This window comes from Nocardia sp. GP40 (assembly GCF_050434125.1).
Taxonomy (GTDB): Bacteria; Actinomycetota; Actinomycetes; order Mycobacteriales; family Mycobacteriaceae; genus Nocardia; species Nocardia albiluteola.
In genome coordinates, this window is record NZ_JBNPVW010000005.1 from 205,990 (window position 1) to 219,771 (window position 13,782).

The following is a 13,782-nucleotide window of genomic DNA, read 5'->3' on the forward strand; positions in this document are numbered from 1 at the left end:
TGTTCACCCCGCCTTGGCTGAGCTGTGTGCGCACCGCTGATCGACGTCCCTGGTCGGCTCCGTCATCGATGCGGAAATGCGCGCCTCCGGCCGACGTCCTCCGGCATGTCCCGGTCGCCAACCGGACTGGACCCTGCGTCCGGCTCGGGCGATGCGGCATCACACTCCGCATCATCGTCCGCGAGCCCCCCGCCCACGACATCCTGGCTACCTGGCGCATCCACCCCCTCGGAATCCTTGCGGGGCATGGTGATCCGAACCTCGGTCCCACGGCCGGGGGTGGAATCGACCACCACCGTCCCGCCCCGCCGCTCGATGCGGGCATGGATGGATTTGGACAGGCCCTGGCGGTCGGCGGGGACGTCGGTGGGATCGAAACCGGCGCCGCGGTCGCGCACGAAGACGCTCACCTGGTGCGGCTCGACCTCCGCGAACAGGTCGATGGTGGGGACCCCGGCGTGCTTGGCGGCGTTGACCAGCGCCTCGCGGGTGGCGCCGAGCAGTGCGGTGAAATGCTCACGGGGCAGGCCGATTCCGGTCTCGCCCGGGTCCATCGACACATCGCCCACCGTCACGGGGGCAACCTTCACACCGTGCTGATCCTCCACCTCGCCCGCGATGGTGCGCAGCGCGGCGGCCAGACTCGACTCCGCGGGCATGGCGTCGGAGAACAGCCACTTGCGCAGTTCGCGCTCCTGGCTGCGGGCCAGGCGCACCACCTCCTGCGCGTCGTGCGCCTGACGCTGGATCAGCGCGAGGGTCTGCAGCACCGAATCGTGCAGGTGCGAGGCGATCTCCTCGCGCTCGTCGTTGCGTATGCGCGCGGCTCGTTCGGCATTGAGCGCGCGCATCATCCGCAACCACAGCGGCACCGTGAGCAGACCGACGCCGATCAGCGTGACCCCGACCGCGAGCAGCGCCGACCCCATCGAACTGAGATTGATCCGGCCCAGGAACACCACGCCCAGCCCGACCACGATCAGTGTTGCCCCGGCCAGCACGCGCGTCCAGGTGAGGACCGACGGCCGCACGGGCAGCCCGAGCAGCGAACGCGGCCCCTCGGAATCGAATTCGTGCCACACCAGGGCCGCGCCCACCGCGACCACGATGATCGGCCCCACCACACGCGCCGCGGTGCCGTTGAACAGCCATGCCATCGAGACCGCGAGCGTGACCCCCAGCAGCACCAGCCCCGCCGCCTGCCGCCGCTCGGCGGCCGTGGGCGGCGGGCCCTCCCCACCGGACGGGGTGAAGATCCACAGCATTCCGTAGGCGACGATGCCCGCTCCCATCAGCGCCGACAGGAGTACGAATGCGATGCGCACCTTCAGGACGTCGACCCCGAGGTGATCGGCGATACCCCCCGCGACCCCGCCGACGACCCGCCCGCCGGAACGCCGCAGCATCCGCGGATACGGCGCCGAGCCCTCGGGCGCGACGGCCGCGCCACGATGACCGGCCCCGCGGGCATCGAAGGCAGGCATGGACGGGTACATGCCTTCGATACTGGCACGTGCCACCGACACCGACCATCGGGGAATCACCCCATTCCCAGCTCAGGGTGGTGGGCGATAACCAGGTGGCGGCGAGCTCTCACTCCGGATAGTTGCCCGATGCCAGATCCTCCAGCAGGCTCGGATGGGTTGGCTCCCAACCGAACTGCTTGCGAGTCAGGACGCTCGAGGACGGCTGGTCCAGAGAGAACACCTGCCCGAGGAATCCGAAGCTCTCGGCGGGCACGCTCGCGACCGGCAGGCCGAGCTCCCTTCCGATCGTCTCGGCGAGGGTGAGCATGCTGTCGCCCTCGTCGGCGACGGCGTGTGCGACCGATCCCGGGGTGGCCTGCTCGGTGACGAGCCGGAACAGGCGCGCGGCGTCCAGGCGGTGCACCGCGGGCCAGCGCTGGCTGCCGTCCCCGACGTAACCGGACACCCCGGTGGCCCGGGCCGCCCGGATGAGCATCCCGGCGAAGCCGTACCCGTCACCGGGGTTGCGCCCGTGGACCGACCGCGGCAGCCGAACGACAGCGGAGCGAATGCCGTCCCTGCCCGAAGCGAGCACCGTCTTGGCGTTTCGAGCCCGCCCGGCGAGCGGGCCCTGCATCGGCATCTCGTCCTCCTCGGTAGCCACCCGGCCCGGCGCGACCGGCGTCCCCGACGCGATCACCAGCGCCTTCCCGGTGTCGCGCAGCGTCTGCGTGAAGACCTCGACAGCGAGGGCCTCCTGCGCCATGTTCGCCTCGATGTTGGTGAAGTCGTTGCCGAAGGCGAGGTGGATGACCCCGTCGGCGTCCCGCGCGCCGGACCGCAGCGCGTCCGCGTCGTCCAGATCGCCCCGGATCGCGGCGGCGCCGAAGCCGGCCAGCTTGGCGGCCGACCCATCGGAACGGGCGAGGCCCACCACCTCGTGCCCGGCGCCGATGAGCTCGGGAACGACCGCGGAACCGATACCGCCCGTGGCACCCGTAACGAAGATTCGCATGATGACCCCTGACTGTGATGCGACTAGTGTCCCATCAGCCTACCGAGTGATGCGACATCTGTCCCGTCACGGTGCCAAAGTGTTGCGACATCCATCCCATCACTAGAATCGAACGATGCCCCGATGGAAGCCCGACGCGCGCCAACGCCTGGTCACGGCGGCGTTGCAGCTGTTCTCCGAGCAGAGCTACGACAAGACGACGGTCGCGGAGATCGCCGATCGCGCGGAGCTGACGCGGAGCACATTCTTCCGGCACTTCTCCGACAAGCGCGAGATCCTGGCCGCGGGTCAGGAGACGTTGTCGAGGCTGTTCACCGAGGGCATCGCCGCGGCGCCCGCGCAAGCCTCGCCTCTGACCGCCGTCGAGCACGGGCTCGAGGCCGCCGCCGCGAGCATGACGCCGTTCAATCGGGAGCTCGCCCCCCGCCTGCGGGCGGTCATCGCGACGAGCACCGAACTGCAGGAGCGCGACCAGCTCAAACACGTCGGGCTGGCGGCCTCGATGGCCGAGGCGCTGCGCGCGCGTGGCGTGCCCGAAGCCGTCGCGGCCATCGCGGGAGAGGTCGGCATGCTCGCATTCCGGGATGCCTTCGCCGACTGGGTGCGCGGGGACGACCAGCAGGATCTCGCGGAGCTGATGCGCACGGCGCTGTCGCGCTTGCGCGAGGCGATCGCCGAACTGGGCTGAATTCAGGCGTCCAATCAGGGTCATCCCCGATGTGGCCCGAGGTCCCCCACGGCCACCATGGACACCATGACCAGAGCGAGCGGCTGGGCCGGCAGCACCGGCCGGGCGGGATTCAACGGACAGCTCCAACATCTGTGGCAGACACGGCCCGTGCGGCTGCCGCATCACGGGCCGGGCGCGGGCGTGGCGGCCGGATTCGGCCGGCGCTACGGGGTCGATCCGGTGCTGGTGCGGGTCGCCTTCGTGGTGTCGACGATCTTCGGCGGCTCGGGCATCGTGCTGTATCTGCTGGGCTGGCTGCTGCTGCCCGCAGCTCAGGACCAGGTGTCCGCGGCCGAGGGACTGGTCGGCCGCGGACACAGCACGCAGTCGCCGACCAAGACGGTGGTGCTGATCGTGGCGCTGCTGATCGCGGTCAGCACCGTGGGGCCGGTGGGGGCCGGCCTGGGCGGAGCCGGGCTGATCAGCTTCGCACTGATGCTGGCCGGGTGGTGGCTGCTGTATCTGCGGCAGCCGCAGCCGCCCGCCGACGATTTCGAGGCACTGACACCGGACGCCGGTTTCGCCGCGACCGGATATCCGGGCGCGATGTTCCCGGGTGGTTCCCCGTGGGGTGGGACCACCTACGGCCCGTACACCAGGCTGCCCGACCACTACGAACCGGATCATCCGAAAGACGCTGCGGCAAGCGATATTCCGCCGCAGCCGACCGAGGTGATCGCGCAGCAGACGACCCCGGGCGCAGGTGACACCGCGGTGCTGTCGCACGACACGGCCGTGCTGCCGGACGATGCCCCGATGGATGCCCCTGTCGAAGAACAGGATTCGGTGGCCACCGGCGCCTCGAGTGCCGCCCCGTCGCCCGGACGTTCCACCGACAACGATGCGGCACAGCGGATCACCCCGTCGGCCACCCCCTTTCGAACCATCCCGGACCCCTCTAAGATCCGGCCGGACGCCTCGGGCTGGGATCCGCTCGGCGTGAGCCCGACGGCCTGGGATCTGCCCGACCCCAACACACCGCCCGCCCCGGTGCTGCCGCCCCTGCCTCCGCGCCGCGCCCGCTCCCGGCTCACCCCGGTGGTGATCGGCCTGGCCATCGTGGCGGCGACCGCGGCCGGCGTGCTGGCCGCGGTCGGCGTGGACTGGATGACCCCGGGCCGGATCGGCGCGGTGGCGCTGGCGGTGGTCGGGCTCGGCCTGATCGTCGGGGCGTTCCTGCGCCGCGGCTACGGACTGCTGGCGCTGCTGGCGCCCCTGGCCGGATTCGTGGTCCTGGCCTCGCTGATCGGTCCGGTCCGTTTCGACCGCGGCGCGATGGGGGACCACACCTGGACCCCGGCCACGGTGGCCGAGCTGCAGCCGTCCTACCGGGTGAACGCCGGCGACGGCACGCTGGATCTGCGATCGCTGAGCCTGACCGAGAACCGCACCGTGAAGGTGGAGGTCCGCGCCGGCGACTTCCATGTCCTGGTGCCGAATTCGATGCGCCTGGACGCCACATGCCGGGCCAGGATGGGCGATGTCACCTGCCCGCAGGGCCTGTCCGGCCCACCCACCGGGCCGGTGCTCACCCTCGATGTCGATGTCCACGCCGGAGATGCGGAGGTGACCCGTGGATAGGAAGCGCGGACCGTCGTTCTCGCTGCTACTGGCAGGAGTACTGGCGCTGCTGGTGAGTGTGTGGGCCATCCTCGGCCCGGGCGCCTGGCCGGTGCACAACAACTTCCCCGGGGGCTGGATAGTGCTCGCGGCCGTCGGCATCGTCGGGATCGTGATGGTGATCTCGCCGCGGCGGCGCAAGCGCTGAGCCGCAAAAATCGCAGGGGCCCTGGATCCGCATCGGATCCAGGGCCCCTGTGCTGTAGGACTATCGGTGCCCACGCGGGGCTCGGCCTGGTCCTACTCCCACTCGATGGTGCCTGGGGGCTTACTCGTCACATCCAGCACCACCCGGTTGACCTCTGCCACCTCATTGGTGATGCGGGTGGAGATGCGCTCGAGCACGTCGAACGGCAGTCGCGTCCAGTCCGCGGTCATGGCGTCCTCGCTCGACACCGGGCGCAGCACGATCGGATGGCCGTAGGTGCGCCCGTCGCCCTGGACGCCGACGCTGCGCACGTCGGCCAGCAGCACCACCGGGCACTGCCAGATCTGCCGGTCCAGCCCCGCCGCGGTCAGCTCCTCGCGGGCGATGGCATCGGCCTGGCGGAGCGTCTCGAGCCGGTCCCGGTCGACCGCGCCGACGATGCGGATGGCCAGGCCCGGGCCCGGGAAGGGCTGGCGCGCAACGATTTCCTCGGGCAGGCCGAGCTCGCGCCCGACCGCGCGCACCTCGTCCTTGAACAGCAGCCGCAGCGGTTCGACGAGGGAGAACTCCAGATCGTCCGGCAGGCCGCCGACGTTGTGATGGCTCTTGATGTTCGCGGTGCCGGTGCCGCCACCGGACTCCACCACGTCCGGATACAGCGTGCCCTGCACCAGGAATTCCACGGACGGGGCCGAATCGTCCTGCACCCCGGTCTCTTTCACCACCTGCGCGACCGCGTCCTCGAAGGAGCGGATGAATTCGCGCCCGATGATCTTGCGCTTCTCCTCGGGATCGGTGACGCCGCTCAGCTCGCCGAGGAATTTGCCCACCGCGTCGACGGTCACCAGCTTGGCCCCGGTCGCGGCGACGAAGTCGCGCTGCACCTGCTCGCGCTCGCCGGCCCGCAGCAGGCCGTGATCGACGAACACACAGGTGAGCTTGTCGCCGATGGCCCGCTGCACCAGCGCCGCGGCCACCGCGGAGTCCACGCCGCCGGACAGGCCGCAGATCGCGTGGCCCGTGCCGACCTGCGCGCGCACCTGCTCGATGAGCGCCTCGGCGATATTGGCCGGAGTCCAGGATGCGGGGATCCCGGCGATCTCGTGCAGGAATCGGCTCAGCACCTGCTGTCCGTGCGGGGAGTGCAGGACCTCGGGGTGATACTGCACACCGGCCAGCCGCCGCGCCCGATTCTCGAAGGCCGCGACCGGCGCGCCCGCGCTGGTCCCGGTGACCTCGAATCCCGGCGGGGCGTCGGTGACAGCGTCACCGTGGCTCATCCACACCGGCTGGCGCGTGGGCAGTCCGCCGTGCAGCACGCCGCCGTCCACGCTCAGCTCGGTGCGGCCGTATTCCCGGGTGCCGGTGTTTGCCACCGTGCCGCCGAGGGCCTGCGCCATGGCCTGGAAGCCGTAGCAGATACCGAAGACGGGCACCTCGAGGTCGAACAGGCGGGGATCCAACTGCGGTGCGCCCTCGGCGTATACGCTCGACGGCCCGCCGGAAAGGATCACCCCGAGCGGGCGGCGCTCGGCGATCTCCTCGACGGTCGCGGTGTGCGGAACCACCTCGGAATACACGCTCGCCTCGCGCACCCGCCGCGCGATCAGCTGCGCGTACTGCGCACCGAAGTCGACAACAAGCACCGGTCGCTGGGTTTCTGCCACCGGCACAGTCTACGAAGCCGCCCGGACGCGACCGCGCTCGGCTGGCAACCCGGGGTGAGCTGCCCCGATGCGGCAGCCGACGATACCGCCGCAACCACCGGTCGCTCCCCTCGTTCCCTGGCCGCCGACAACGCACCGGTTACCACTCCGGCTCGCCTGTCCCGGGTCGCGACCCGACCGCTGCGAGCCGACGCCCGCGAAGCACGGATCGTCCGGCGCCGGACCGCAGCGCGGCCGGCGCAATCCCGCAGCGTGCCCGGAGTGCTTGACGTGAACGAGTCATTGGCGCAACCCGTCCGGTTCGCGTCGCCCGGGCGGTACGGATGCCGAGGTGAAGCCGAATTATGGTGCGCCGCAACGTCCTGCGGGCGAATGGGGAGCAGCCTGCAATTCGCATGACAACTGTCGAGCACCACCGGTCAAGGTGGACAACCCACCGATGCTTGTCGGCGGTTGCAGCTATCCTCGTGCTCGTGCCATTCGCCCGCGCGATCGACGCCGAGATCCACTACGAGGACGGCGGCGGTCGTGGACCCGTGGTACTGCTGGGGCACGAATTCTTCATGGACCGAACGATGTTCGCCGCACAGGCGGCGGCGCTGTCGCCGGAATTCCGCATCGTCACCTGGGATGCGCGCGGGCACGGCGACACCCGGGATCAGGGGCTGCCGTTCACGTACTGGACCTCCGCGCGCGACGCGCTCGCGGTGCTCGATCAACTCCGGGTCGAGCGGGCCGTCGTCGGGGGCGCCTCCCAGGGCGGATTCAGCGCCATCCGCACCGCCTTGCTGGCCCCTGAGCGGGTGGCCGCGCTGGTCCTGATCGCCGCCGAGGCGCACGGCCCGACCCAGCACGAACTGGACAATTCCCGCCGCTTCCTGGAGCGCTGGCACGAACCGAGGCTGCGGCATGGGATGTCGAACCAGTTGGCACAGTGGCTGATCGGCGACGACGCGCGGACGCGCGCGGCATGGGTCCAGCGCTGGGTCGAGCGCGACTCACACGCCACGGAGGTGGCCGCGGGCTGCGTCCTCGGCCGCGACTCCATCCTGGACCGGCTGCACGAGATCACGTGCCCCGTCCTGGTGATCCACCCCACCCGCGCCGGCGTCGCCCGCTCCCACGCCCTGGAAATGGCTCAGGCGCTGACGAATTCACACTTCCTGGAGATTCCCGACGCCCGCCAGGCAGTGAACATGACCCACCCGGAACAGATCAACGGGGCCATCCGCGAATTCCTCCGCGAAACCATCCTCACCCAATGAGCACACCGCGGCTCAGGCGCGGACGCTGAGGCCGACCTTCTGGAACTCCTTGAGCTCGCTGTATCCGGCCTTGGCCATCGAACGGCGCAGACCGCCAACGAGATTCACCGAGCCCCACGGATCGCTGGAGGGACCGTACAGCAGCTGCTGCAGCGTGGGCCGCTCGTCCTCGTCGGCGAATTTCAGCAGGGCGCCGCGCGGCACCGACGGGTGCGCGGCCGCCGAGGGCCAGAACCAGCCGCGTCCGGGAGCCTCCTGCGCCAGCGCCAACGGCACACCCAGCATCGCGGCGTCGGCGCCGCAGGCGATGGCCTTGGCGATCTGCCCGGACGACACGATGTCGCCGTCGGCGATGACGTGCACGTAGCGGCCGCCGGTCTCGTCGAGGTAGTCCCGACGCGCCGCGGCCGCGTCGGCGATCGCGGTCGCCATCGGCACCCCGATGCCGAGCACCTCGCCGGTGGTGGTGGCGCCGGGCGTGGAACCGTAGCCGACGATGACCCCGGCCGCGCCGGTCCGCATCAGATGCAGCGCGGTGCGATGGTCGCTGACCCCGCCGGCCACGACCGGAACATCCAGATCGGCGATGAAGGTCTTCATGTTCAGCGGCTCATCGCCGCCCACGTGCTCGGCGGAGATGATGGTGCCGTGCACGACCAGCAGGTCGACCCCGGCCTGCACCAGCGCCGGGGTGAGCGCGCGGGCGTTCTGCGGGCTCACCCGCACCGCCACCGTCACGCCCGCGGCCCGCACCTGCGCCACCGCGGCGGCCAGCAGATCCGGCTGCATCGGCGCGGCGTGCAGCGACTGCAGCAGCGCGATCGATGCCTCGGTGCCCTCCTTCTCGGCCACCTCCATCAGCCGATCGATGCAGGCGGCCACGTCCGCGTGCCGCGCCCACAGGCCCTCGCCGTTGATGACGCCCAGCCCGCCCAGGCGGCCGAGCTCGATCGCGAAGTCGGGCGACACCAGCGCATCGGTCGGGTGCGTCACCAGCGGGATGTCGAAGCGGTAGGCATCGAGCTGCCAAGCCAGCGACACCTGCTTGGACGAGCGGGTGCGCCGCGACGGAACGATGTCGACATCGTCCAGTTCATAGGTACGCCGGGCGGTCCGGCCCATACCGATCTCGACCATGTCGCGCACGGTTACTCCTTGTCTCATTGCGCCCGCACGGGCGCGTGTCTGTGGCGTCGGCTGGGCGGCGCGGGCTTGCGGCGCTCACGGCGATCGGCCGTGGGAACCGATGGCCCGCCCGCCGGACCGTGGCGCTCCTCGGCTCGCGGTGGGCGCCGCGCACTCCGTCGCCGCACAGGAACCCGCCGACGGGCGGGCCGTGGCGCGCACCGCGGCGATCGCGCCCGCGTTCCTCGCTCGTGACGACCCGTGGCGCGATCGCATCTCAGCCTAGTTACCCCGTAACCGGCGGTTCACGCCCCGACTGTCCGGGGCGCGTGACTCACCTCGTCAGCCGCGACCAGTGTAGTTGGGCGCCTCGACGGTCATCGTGATGTCGTGCGGGTGGCTCTCCTTCAGGCCCGCCGCGGTGATCTGCACGAACTGCTTCTCCTGCAGATCGGCGATCGACTGCGAACCGGTGTAGCCCATCGCCGCCCGCAGGCCGCCGACCAGCTGATGGATCACCTGGTTGACCGGGCCGCGGAAGGGCACCCGGCCCTCGATGCCCTCGGGCACCAGCTTGTCCTCGGCCAGCACGTCGTCCTGGAAGTAGCGGTCCTTGGAGTAGGACTTGGCCTGACCACGGCCCTGCATCGCGCCGAGCGAGCCCATGCCGCGGTAGCTCTTGAACTGCTTGCCGCCCACCAGGATCAGCTCACCCGGGGATTCGGCGGTGCCCGCCAGCAGCGAGCCGAGCATCACCGTGGACGCGCCCGCGGCGATGGCCTTGGCGATATCGCCGGAGAACTGGATGCCGCCGTCGGCGATCACCGGCACATCGGCCTGCTTGCACACGGCCACGGCCTCGAGGATGGCGGTGATCTGCGGCGCGCCGACACCGGCGACGACGCGGGTGGTGCAGATCGAGCCGGGGCCCACGCCCACCTTCACCGCGTCCACACCCGCGGTCACCAGGGCCGCGGCGCCCTCGCGGGTCGCGACGTTGCCGCCGACGACCTGGATGCGGTCGCCGACCTCGGTCTTGACCTTGGTGACCATCTCGAGCACCTGGGTCTGATGCCCGTGCGCGGTGTCGACCACGAGCACGTCGACCCCGGCATCGGCGAGCGTCATCGCGCGCGACCAGGCATCCTCACCCACACCCACGGCGGCGCCGACCAGCAGGCGGCCATCCCGATCCTTGGTGGCGTTCGGGTACTGATCGGTCTTGACGAAGTCCTTGACGGTGATGAGCCCGCGCAGCCGGCCCTCGCCGTCCACGATCGGCAGCTTCTCCACCTTGTGCCGGCGCAGCAGGCCCAGCGCGGCCTCGGCGGTGACGCCCTCCTGCGCGGTGATCAACGGCGCCTTGGTCATCACGTCGGCGACGCGGCGGTTCTGATCCACCTCGAAGCGCATGTCGCGGTTGGTGATGATGCCGACCAGCTCGCCGGTCTCGTCGACCACCGGGAGACCCGAGATGCGGAAGCGCGCACACATGGCGTCGACCTCGGCGAGGGTATCGGTGGGGCGGCAGGTGACCGGATCGGTGACCATGCCCGCCTCGGAGCGCTTCACCGTCTCCACCTGCGCGGCCTGGTCGGCGGCGGCGAGATTGCGGTGCAGCACGCCCATGCCGCCGGCACGGGCCATGGCGATGGCCATGCGGGCCTCGGTGACGGTGTCCATCGCCGAACTCACCAGCGGGGTGCGCAGGGTGATCTCCCGCGTCAACCGGCTCGACGTGACCACCGAGCTCGGGATCAGATCCGACGCGGCCGGCAGCAGCAGCACATCGTCGAATGTGAGGCCGAGCATCGCGATCTTGTTCGGATCGTCACCACCCGTATGCGGGCGGACGGCGCGCTCGCCCATCACGGGACTACTCATCGGATCGACCCCTCCTGGACATCGAACGCTTATCGGTCCGGGTTTTGCCCGGGTTCGCGAACATCTGTTGATGGATGGCCGAGCCGAAGTGCTACCCGGCGCCTGTGCGTACATGGTATCGGCCCGGACTCGGCGCGATTGCGGCGGCTCGGCCCCGCGCGGTCGCGGCCTCCGGACCCCACCCGGAGTCGGGGCTTTTGTCCGAGTTGCGCGGGTGGGGGCACAGGGGGTTTGCTGGTGACGCCGATAACGCGGGACCGAAGGAAATTCCGCGCGAGGCACTGAGTAGCTGAGAGTTTCCCGGGTGGGACGGTCCGGCGCACCGCGTCGCCGGCGTCGAAACGCTGCGACAAGCGCTCCAAAATACGCGCAGCGCTGGCGCGGAGGGGGTGGTTCTGCGTACCGTGGGAATGTGCGTAACGACCTACCACCTGGCCTGCCGCCGGATCCATTCGCCGGAGACCCCTCCGACCCGTCGGCTGCGCTGGATGCCATCGAGCCTGGGGAGCCGCTGGATCCTCACGAGCGGCTAGCGGTAGAAGAGGATCTCGCCGACCTCGCCGTCTACGAAGCACTACTGGCGCACCGCGGCATCCGCGGACTCGTGGTCAGCTGTGAGGACTGCCGGCAGGATCATTATCACGACTGGGACATGTTGCGCGCCAACCTGCTTCAGCTGCTGGTCGACGGCACGGTGCGCCCGCACGAGCCCGCCTACGATCCGACCCCGGAGGCCTACGTCACGTGGGACTACTGCCGCGGGTACGCCGACGCCTCGATGAACGAGGCGCTGCACGGCGACGGATTCGACGGGTTCGACGCCTGATCCTGCCGCCCAGCCGCGACAGCTACGTCATTTCCACCACCGGCGTTCGGTGACGCCCGCACAACGTCACGCCGCCGCCCGGTTTCGGTGGCAGCACCCTATGAGTTGCGTCTCAACGACACCCGCCTCCGGTCGGCTGTTCGCCGCGGATGTACGGATGAAAATCACACTCTTTCGCAGTGGCGAGTGCGGTTGCTGACGCACGAAAACCGCACGCCGGGACCAAGTCCGGAACGTACGGTTCGATATGGGGGTCGAGCGGCCTACCTGGCGCCGGGCAGGAGCGGCGGCAACTGGGGGAGGCTGGTCGGTAGGGGGAGGGCGGTCGGCAGGATCGGCCCCGGGCCCGGGTGTGCACTGGGCACCCCGGGCGCGGTCGGCTTCTGCTGCGGTATCGACACCGTGGGTTCCACGGCGATCGTGCTCGGGGTGCCGGGCATCGACGACGGATGGGCCGTCGTCGAGCCGGGCTTGGCCGGTGGCACAGTGGTTCCCCCGGCCGGCGGCGGCGCGGCATGCGTCGGGCCCGGCTGCCCGGGCAGACCCGGCAGGGTCGGCACCACGATGGGCGGCAGGGTAGGCATCACCACCGGCGGCAGCGTCGGCACGACAACCGGCGGCAGCGTCGGAATCGGAATTCCGCCGGGCAGCGTGTTGGGCGGCCGAGAGGTCGGCGACGTGGTCCCGCCGCTTGCCGGGTTACCGCCCCGGCTCGTCGTCGGCGAGGACGGCGTGGTCGTCGACTCGCCCGTCCCGTTCGCCGGTGGCGGTAGGAGGGAAGCAGCGATATCCGGGTGCTGAGCGTTCAGACTCGTCCAGACCTGATTCCACTTGCTGGTCACTGTCTCCTTGCGACTGGAATCGTCGAGCTGGGTCGCATTGGTCTGCGCGCTCTGCAGCAGGGCCTTGGCCTGTAGCGGCTCCCCCTGCTCGATCATGACCTGTGCCTTGGCAAGATCGTTGGTCGCATTGTTCGCAATGGTGGTCTGGGCCTGTTCGCTGAACACGACCTCCTTGACCTTCCACAGCGGATCGCCCGGCTGGGCGCTGTAGGAGAATGCCGTCATGCCGCCCGCGATCAGCGCGATCGCCGCTGCCGCACCCATGAGTGGGCGCACCAGCCGCAAATGCCCGCGCTTGTTCGCGACGGTTCGTACCTGCCGAGCTCCGATTTCCTGATTGACTGCCGCGACGATGTCGTCCAGATCAGGGCCGGCCGGTAGTGGCTCGTCCACGATGTCGGAACGCCAGTTGGCCAGCAACGCCGCGAGCGCGAACTCCTCGTCGCTGCCCGTCTCAATGGGCCCGTCGCTGGCGATCGCGTCGATCAGGGCATCATCGCGGCGCACCGCGACGATGTCCACCGGTCCGGTGTCACCGGAATCGTCGGCATAGGGACCGCTGTTGTGCGATCCAAGCCGCGCCTTCCAGTCACCCCGACCGCGCTCGCCATCCCTAGCCATACATTTCACCTGCCCTCGCCACTTGTGACTTCAGTTTCGCGAGCGCCCGGTGCTGGGCGACGCGTACCGCCCCCGCCGTACTGCCCACGGCGGTGGCTGTTTCTTCTGCTGACAAACCCATCACCAGCCGCAGGATCAGGATCTCTCGATGCTTCTCCGGAAGCGTGGCCAGCAGACTGTTCATCTGCCGACTCGCCTCCGACTCGAGAGCTCGCTGCTCCGGCCCCTGGTCGGTGGATATGACATCTGGTACTTCGGCCATCGCGTCCGACTTGTTACGGGCGGCGTTGCGATGTGCGTCGGCGACCTTGTGAGAAGCGATTCCGTAAACGAAGGCCATGAACGGCCGCCCCTGATCCTGGTATCGGGGTAGGGCGGTCATCACGGCCAGGCAAACCTCCTGCGCTACGTCATCCGCGGAGAGCTGCCCACGCTCCGCGGAACCGATCCGCGAGCGGCAATAGCGCACCACTAGCGGACGGACGATCTCCAGTACCTGGGCTAAAGCCGAACGATCGCCCTGCGCTGCAGCAGCGACGGCGGCGTCCAACTCCTCGCCCGTGTGCGTCATCG

The 13,782-nt window shown here is 70.0% G+C and carries 13 protein-coding genes; 6 read left to right on the top strand and 7 right to left on the bottom strand.

Annotated elements, in window-relative coordinates; all coding sequences use genetic code 11:
- Positions 1-62: 62 nt before the first annotated feature.
- Both ABH933_RS17420 and ABH933_RS17425 read right to left on the bottom strand, forming a co-directional pair.
- Entirely contained in the window at positions 63-1,496 is a 1,434-nt protein-coding gene (locus tag ABH933_RS17420; protein WP_429420711.1) for an ATP-binding protein, read from the bottom strand.
- Positions 1,497-1,593: 97 nt separating this feature from the next.
- Positions 1,594-2,481 carry an SDR family oxidoreductase gene (locus ABH933_RS17425; protein ID WP_429420709.1) on the bottom strand — a complete coding sequence of 296 codons (888 nt, stop codon included), beginning with the start codon at positions 2,479-2,481 and terminating at the stop codon, positions 1,594-1,596.
- Between the two features lie 115 nt (positions 2,482-2,596).
- On the opposite strand from ABH933_RS17425, the gene ABH933_RS17430 reads away from it, so the two are divergent.
- The 3 genes from ABH933_RS17430 to ABH933_RS17440 all read left to right on the top strand — a co-directional run bounded on the left by ABH933_RS17430 (position 2,597) and on the right by ABH933_RS17440 (position 4,979).
- On the top strand, positions 2,597-3,169 hold the full coding sequence (locus ABH933_RS17430; RefSeq protein WP_429420707.1) for a TetR/AcrR family transcriptional regulator: 573 nt from the start codon (positions 2,597-2,599) through the stop codon (positions 3,167-3,169).
- A 66-nt stretch (positions 3,170-3,235) separates the two neighbouring features.
- A complete protein-coding gene (locus ABH933_RS17435; protein ID WP_429420705.1) occupies positions 3,236-4,792 on the top strand; it encodes a PspC domain-containing protein in 1,557 nt (518 codons plus the stop codon).
- On the top strand, positions 4,785-4,979 hold the full coding sequence (locus tag ABH933_RS17440) for a hypothetical protein (protein WP_215916443.1): 195 nt from the start codon (positions 4,785-4,787) through the stop codon (positions 4,977-4,979). Before ABH933_RS17435 ends, ABH933_RS17440 begins: the two co-directional genes overlap by 8 nt.
- A 92-nt stretch (positions 4,980-5,071) precedes the next feature.
- Here the strand turns inward: ABH933_RS17440 and guaA are convergent, their stop codons facing one another.
- Positions 5,072-6,646, bottom strand: coding sequence for a glutamine-hydrolyzing GMP synthase (gene guaA, locus ABH933_RS17445; RefSeq protein ID WP_429420703.1), 1,575 nt, complete (start codon positions 6,644-6,646; stop codon positions 5,072-5,074).
- A gap of 473 nt (positions 6,647-7,119) precedes the next feature.
- Here guaA and ABH933_RS17450 point away from each other — a divergent pair, with 473 nt between their 5' ends.
- Entirely contained in the window at positions 7,120-7,911 is a 792-nt protein-coding gene (locus ABH933_RS17450; protein WP_429420702.1) for an alpha/beta fold hydrolase, read from the top strand.
- 12 nt (positions 7,912-7,923) lie between these two features.
- Here the strand turns inward: ABH933_RS17450 and ABH933_RS17455 are convergent, their stop codons facing one another.
- Positions 7,924-9,057: a GuaB3 family IMP dehydrogenase-related protein gene (locus ABH933_RS17455; protein WP_429420700.1), complete on the bottom strand. Its 1,134-nt coding sequence runs from the start codon at positions 9,055-9,057 to the stop codon at positions 7,924-7,926.
- A gap of 100 nt (positions 9,058-9,157) precedes the next feature.
- Between ABH933_RS17455 and ABH933_RS17460 the strand changes: the two genes are divergently transcribed.
- Positions 9,158-9,322, top strand: a complete 165-nt coding sequence (locus ABH933_RS17460; protein ID WP_429455046.1) for a hypothetical protein — start codon at positions 9,158-9,160, stop codon at positions 9,320-9,322.
- A 56-nt stretch (positions 9,323-9,378) separates the two neighbouring features.
- Here ABH933_RS17460 and guaB read toward each other — a convergent pair whose 3' ends face one another.
- Complete coding sequence (gene guaB / locus ABH933_RS17465; protein WP_429420698.1) at positions 9,379-10,920, bottom strand: IMP dehydrogenase; 1,542 nt, start codon at positions 10,918-10,920, stop codon at positions 9,379-9,381.
- Positions 10,921-11,332: 412 nt separating this feature from the next.
- Here guaB and ABH933_RS17470 point away from each other — a divergent pair, with 412 nt between their 5' ends.
- The gene (locus tag ABH933_RS17470) at positions 11,333-11,746 is read left to right on the top strand and encodes a DUF5319 domain-containing protein (RefSeq protein WP_215916438.1); all 414 of its coding nucleotides are present in this window, start codon (positions 11,333-11,335) and stop codon (positions 11,744-11,746) included.
- A 263-nt stretch (positions 11,747-12,009) separates the two neighbouring features.
- On the opposite strand, the gene ABH933_RS17475 is transcribed toward ABH933_RS17470, so the two are convergent.
- Positions 12,010-13,209: an anti-sigma-D factor RsdA gene (locus tag ABH933_RS17475; protein ID WP_429420695.1), complete on the bottom strand. Its 1,200-nt coding sequence runs from the start codon at positions 13,207-13,209 to the stop codon at positions 12,010-12,012.
- Positions 13,202-13,780, bottom strand: coding sequence for a sigma-70 family RNA polymerase sigma factor (locus ABH933_RS17480; RefSeq protein WP_429420693.1), 579 nt, complete (start codon positions 13,778-13,780; stop codon positions 13,202-13,204). Before ABH933_RS17480 ends, ABH933_RS17475 begins: the two co-directional genes overlap by 8 nt.
- Positions 13,781-13,782: the final 2 nt, after the last annotated feature.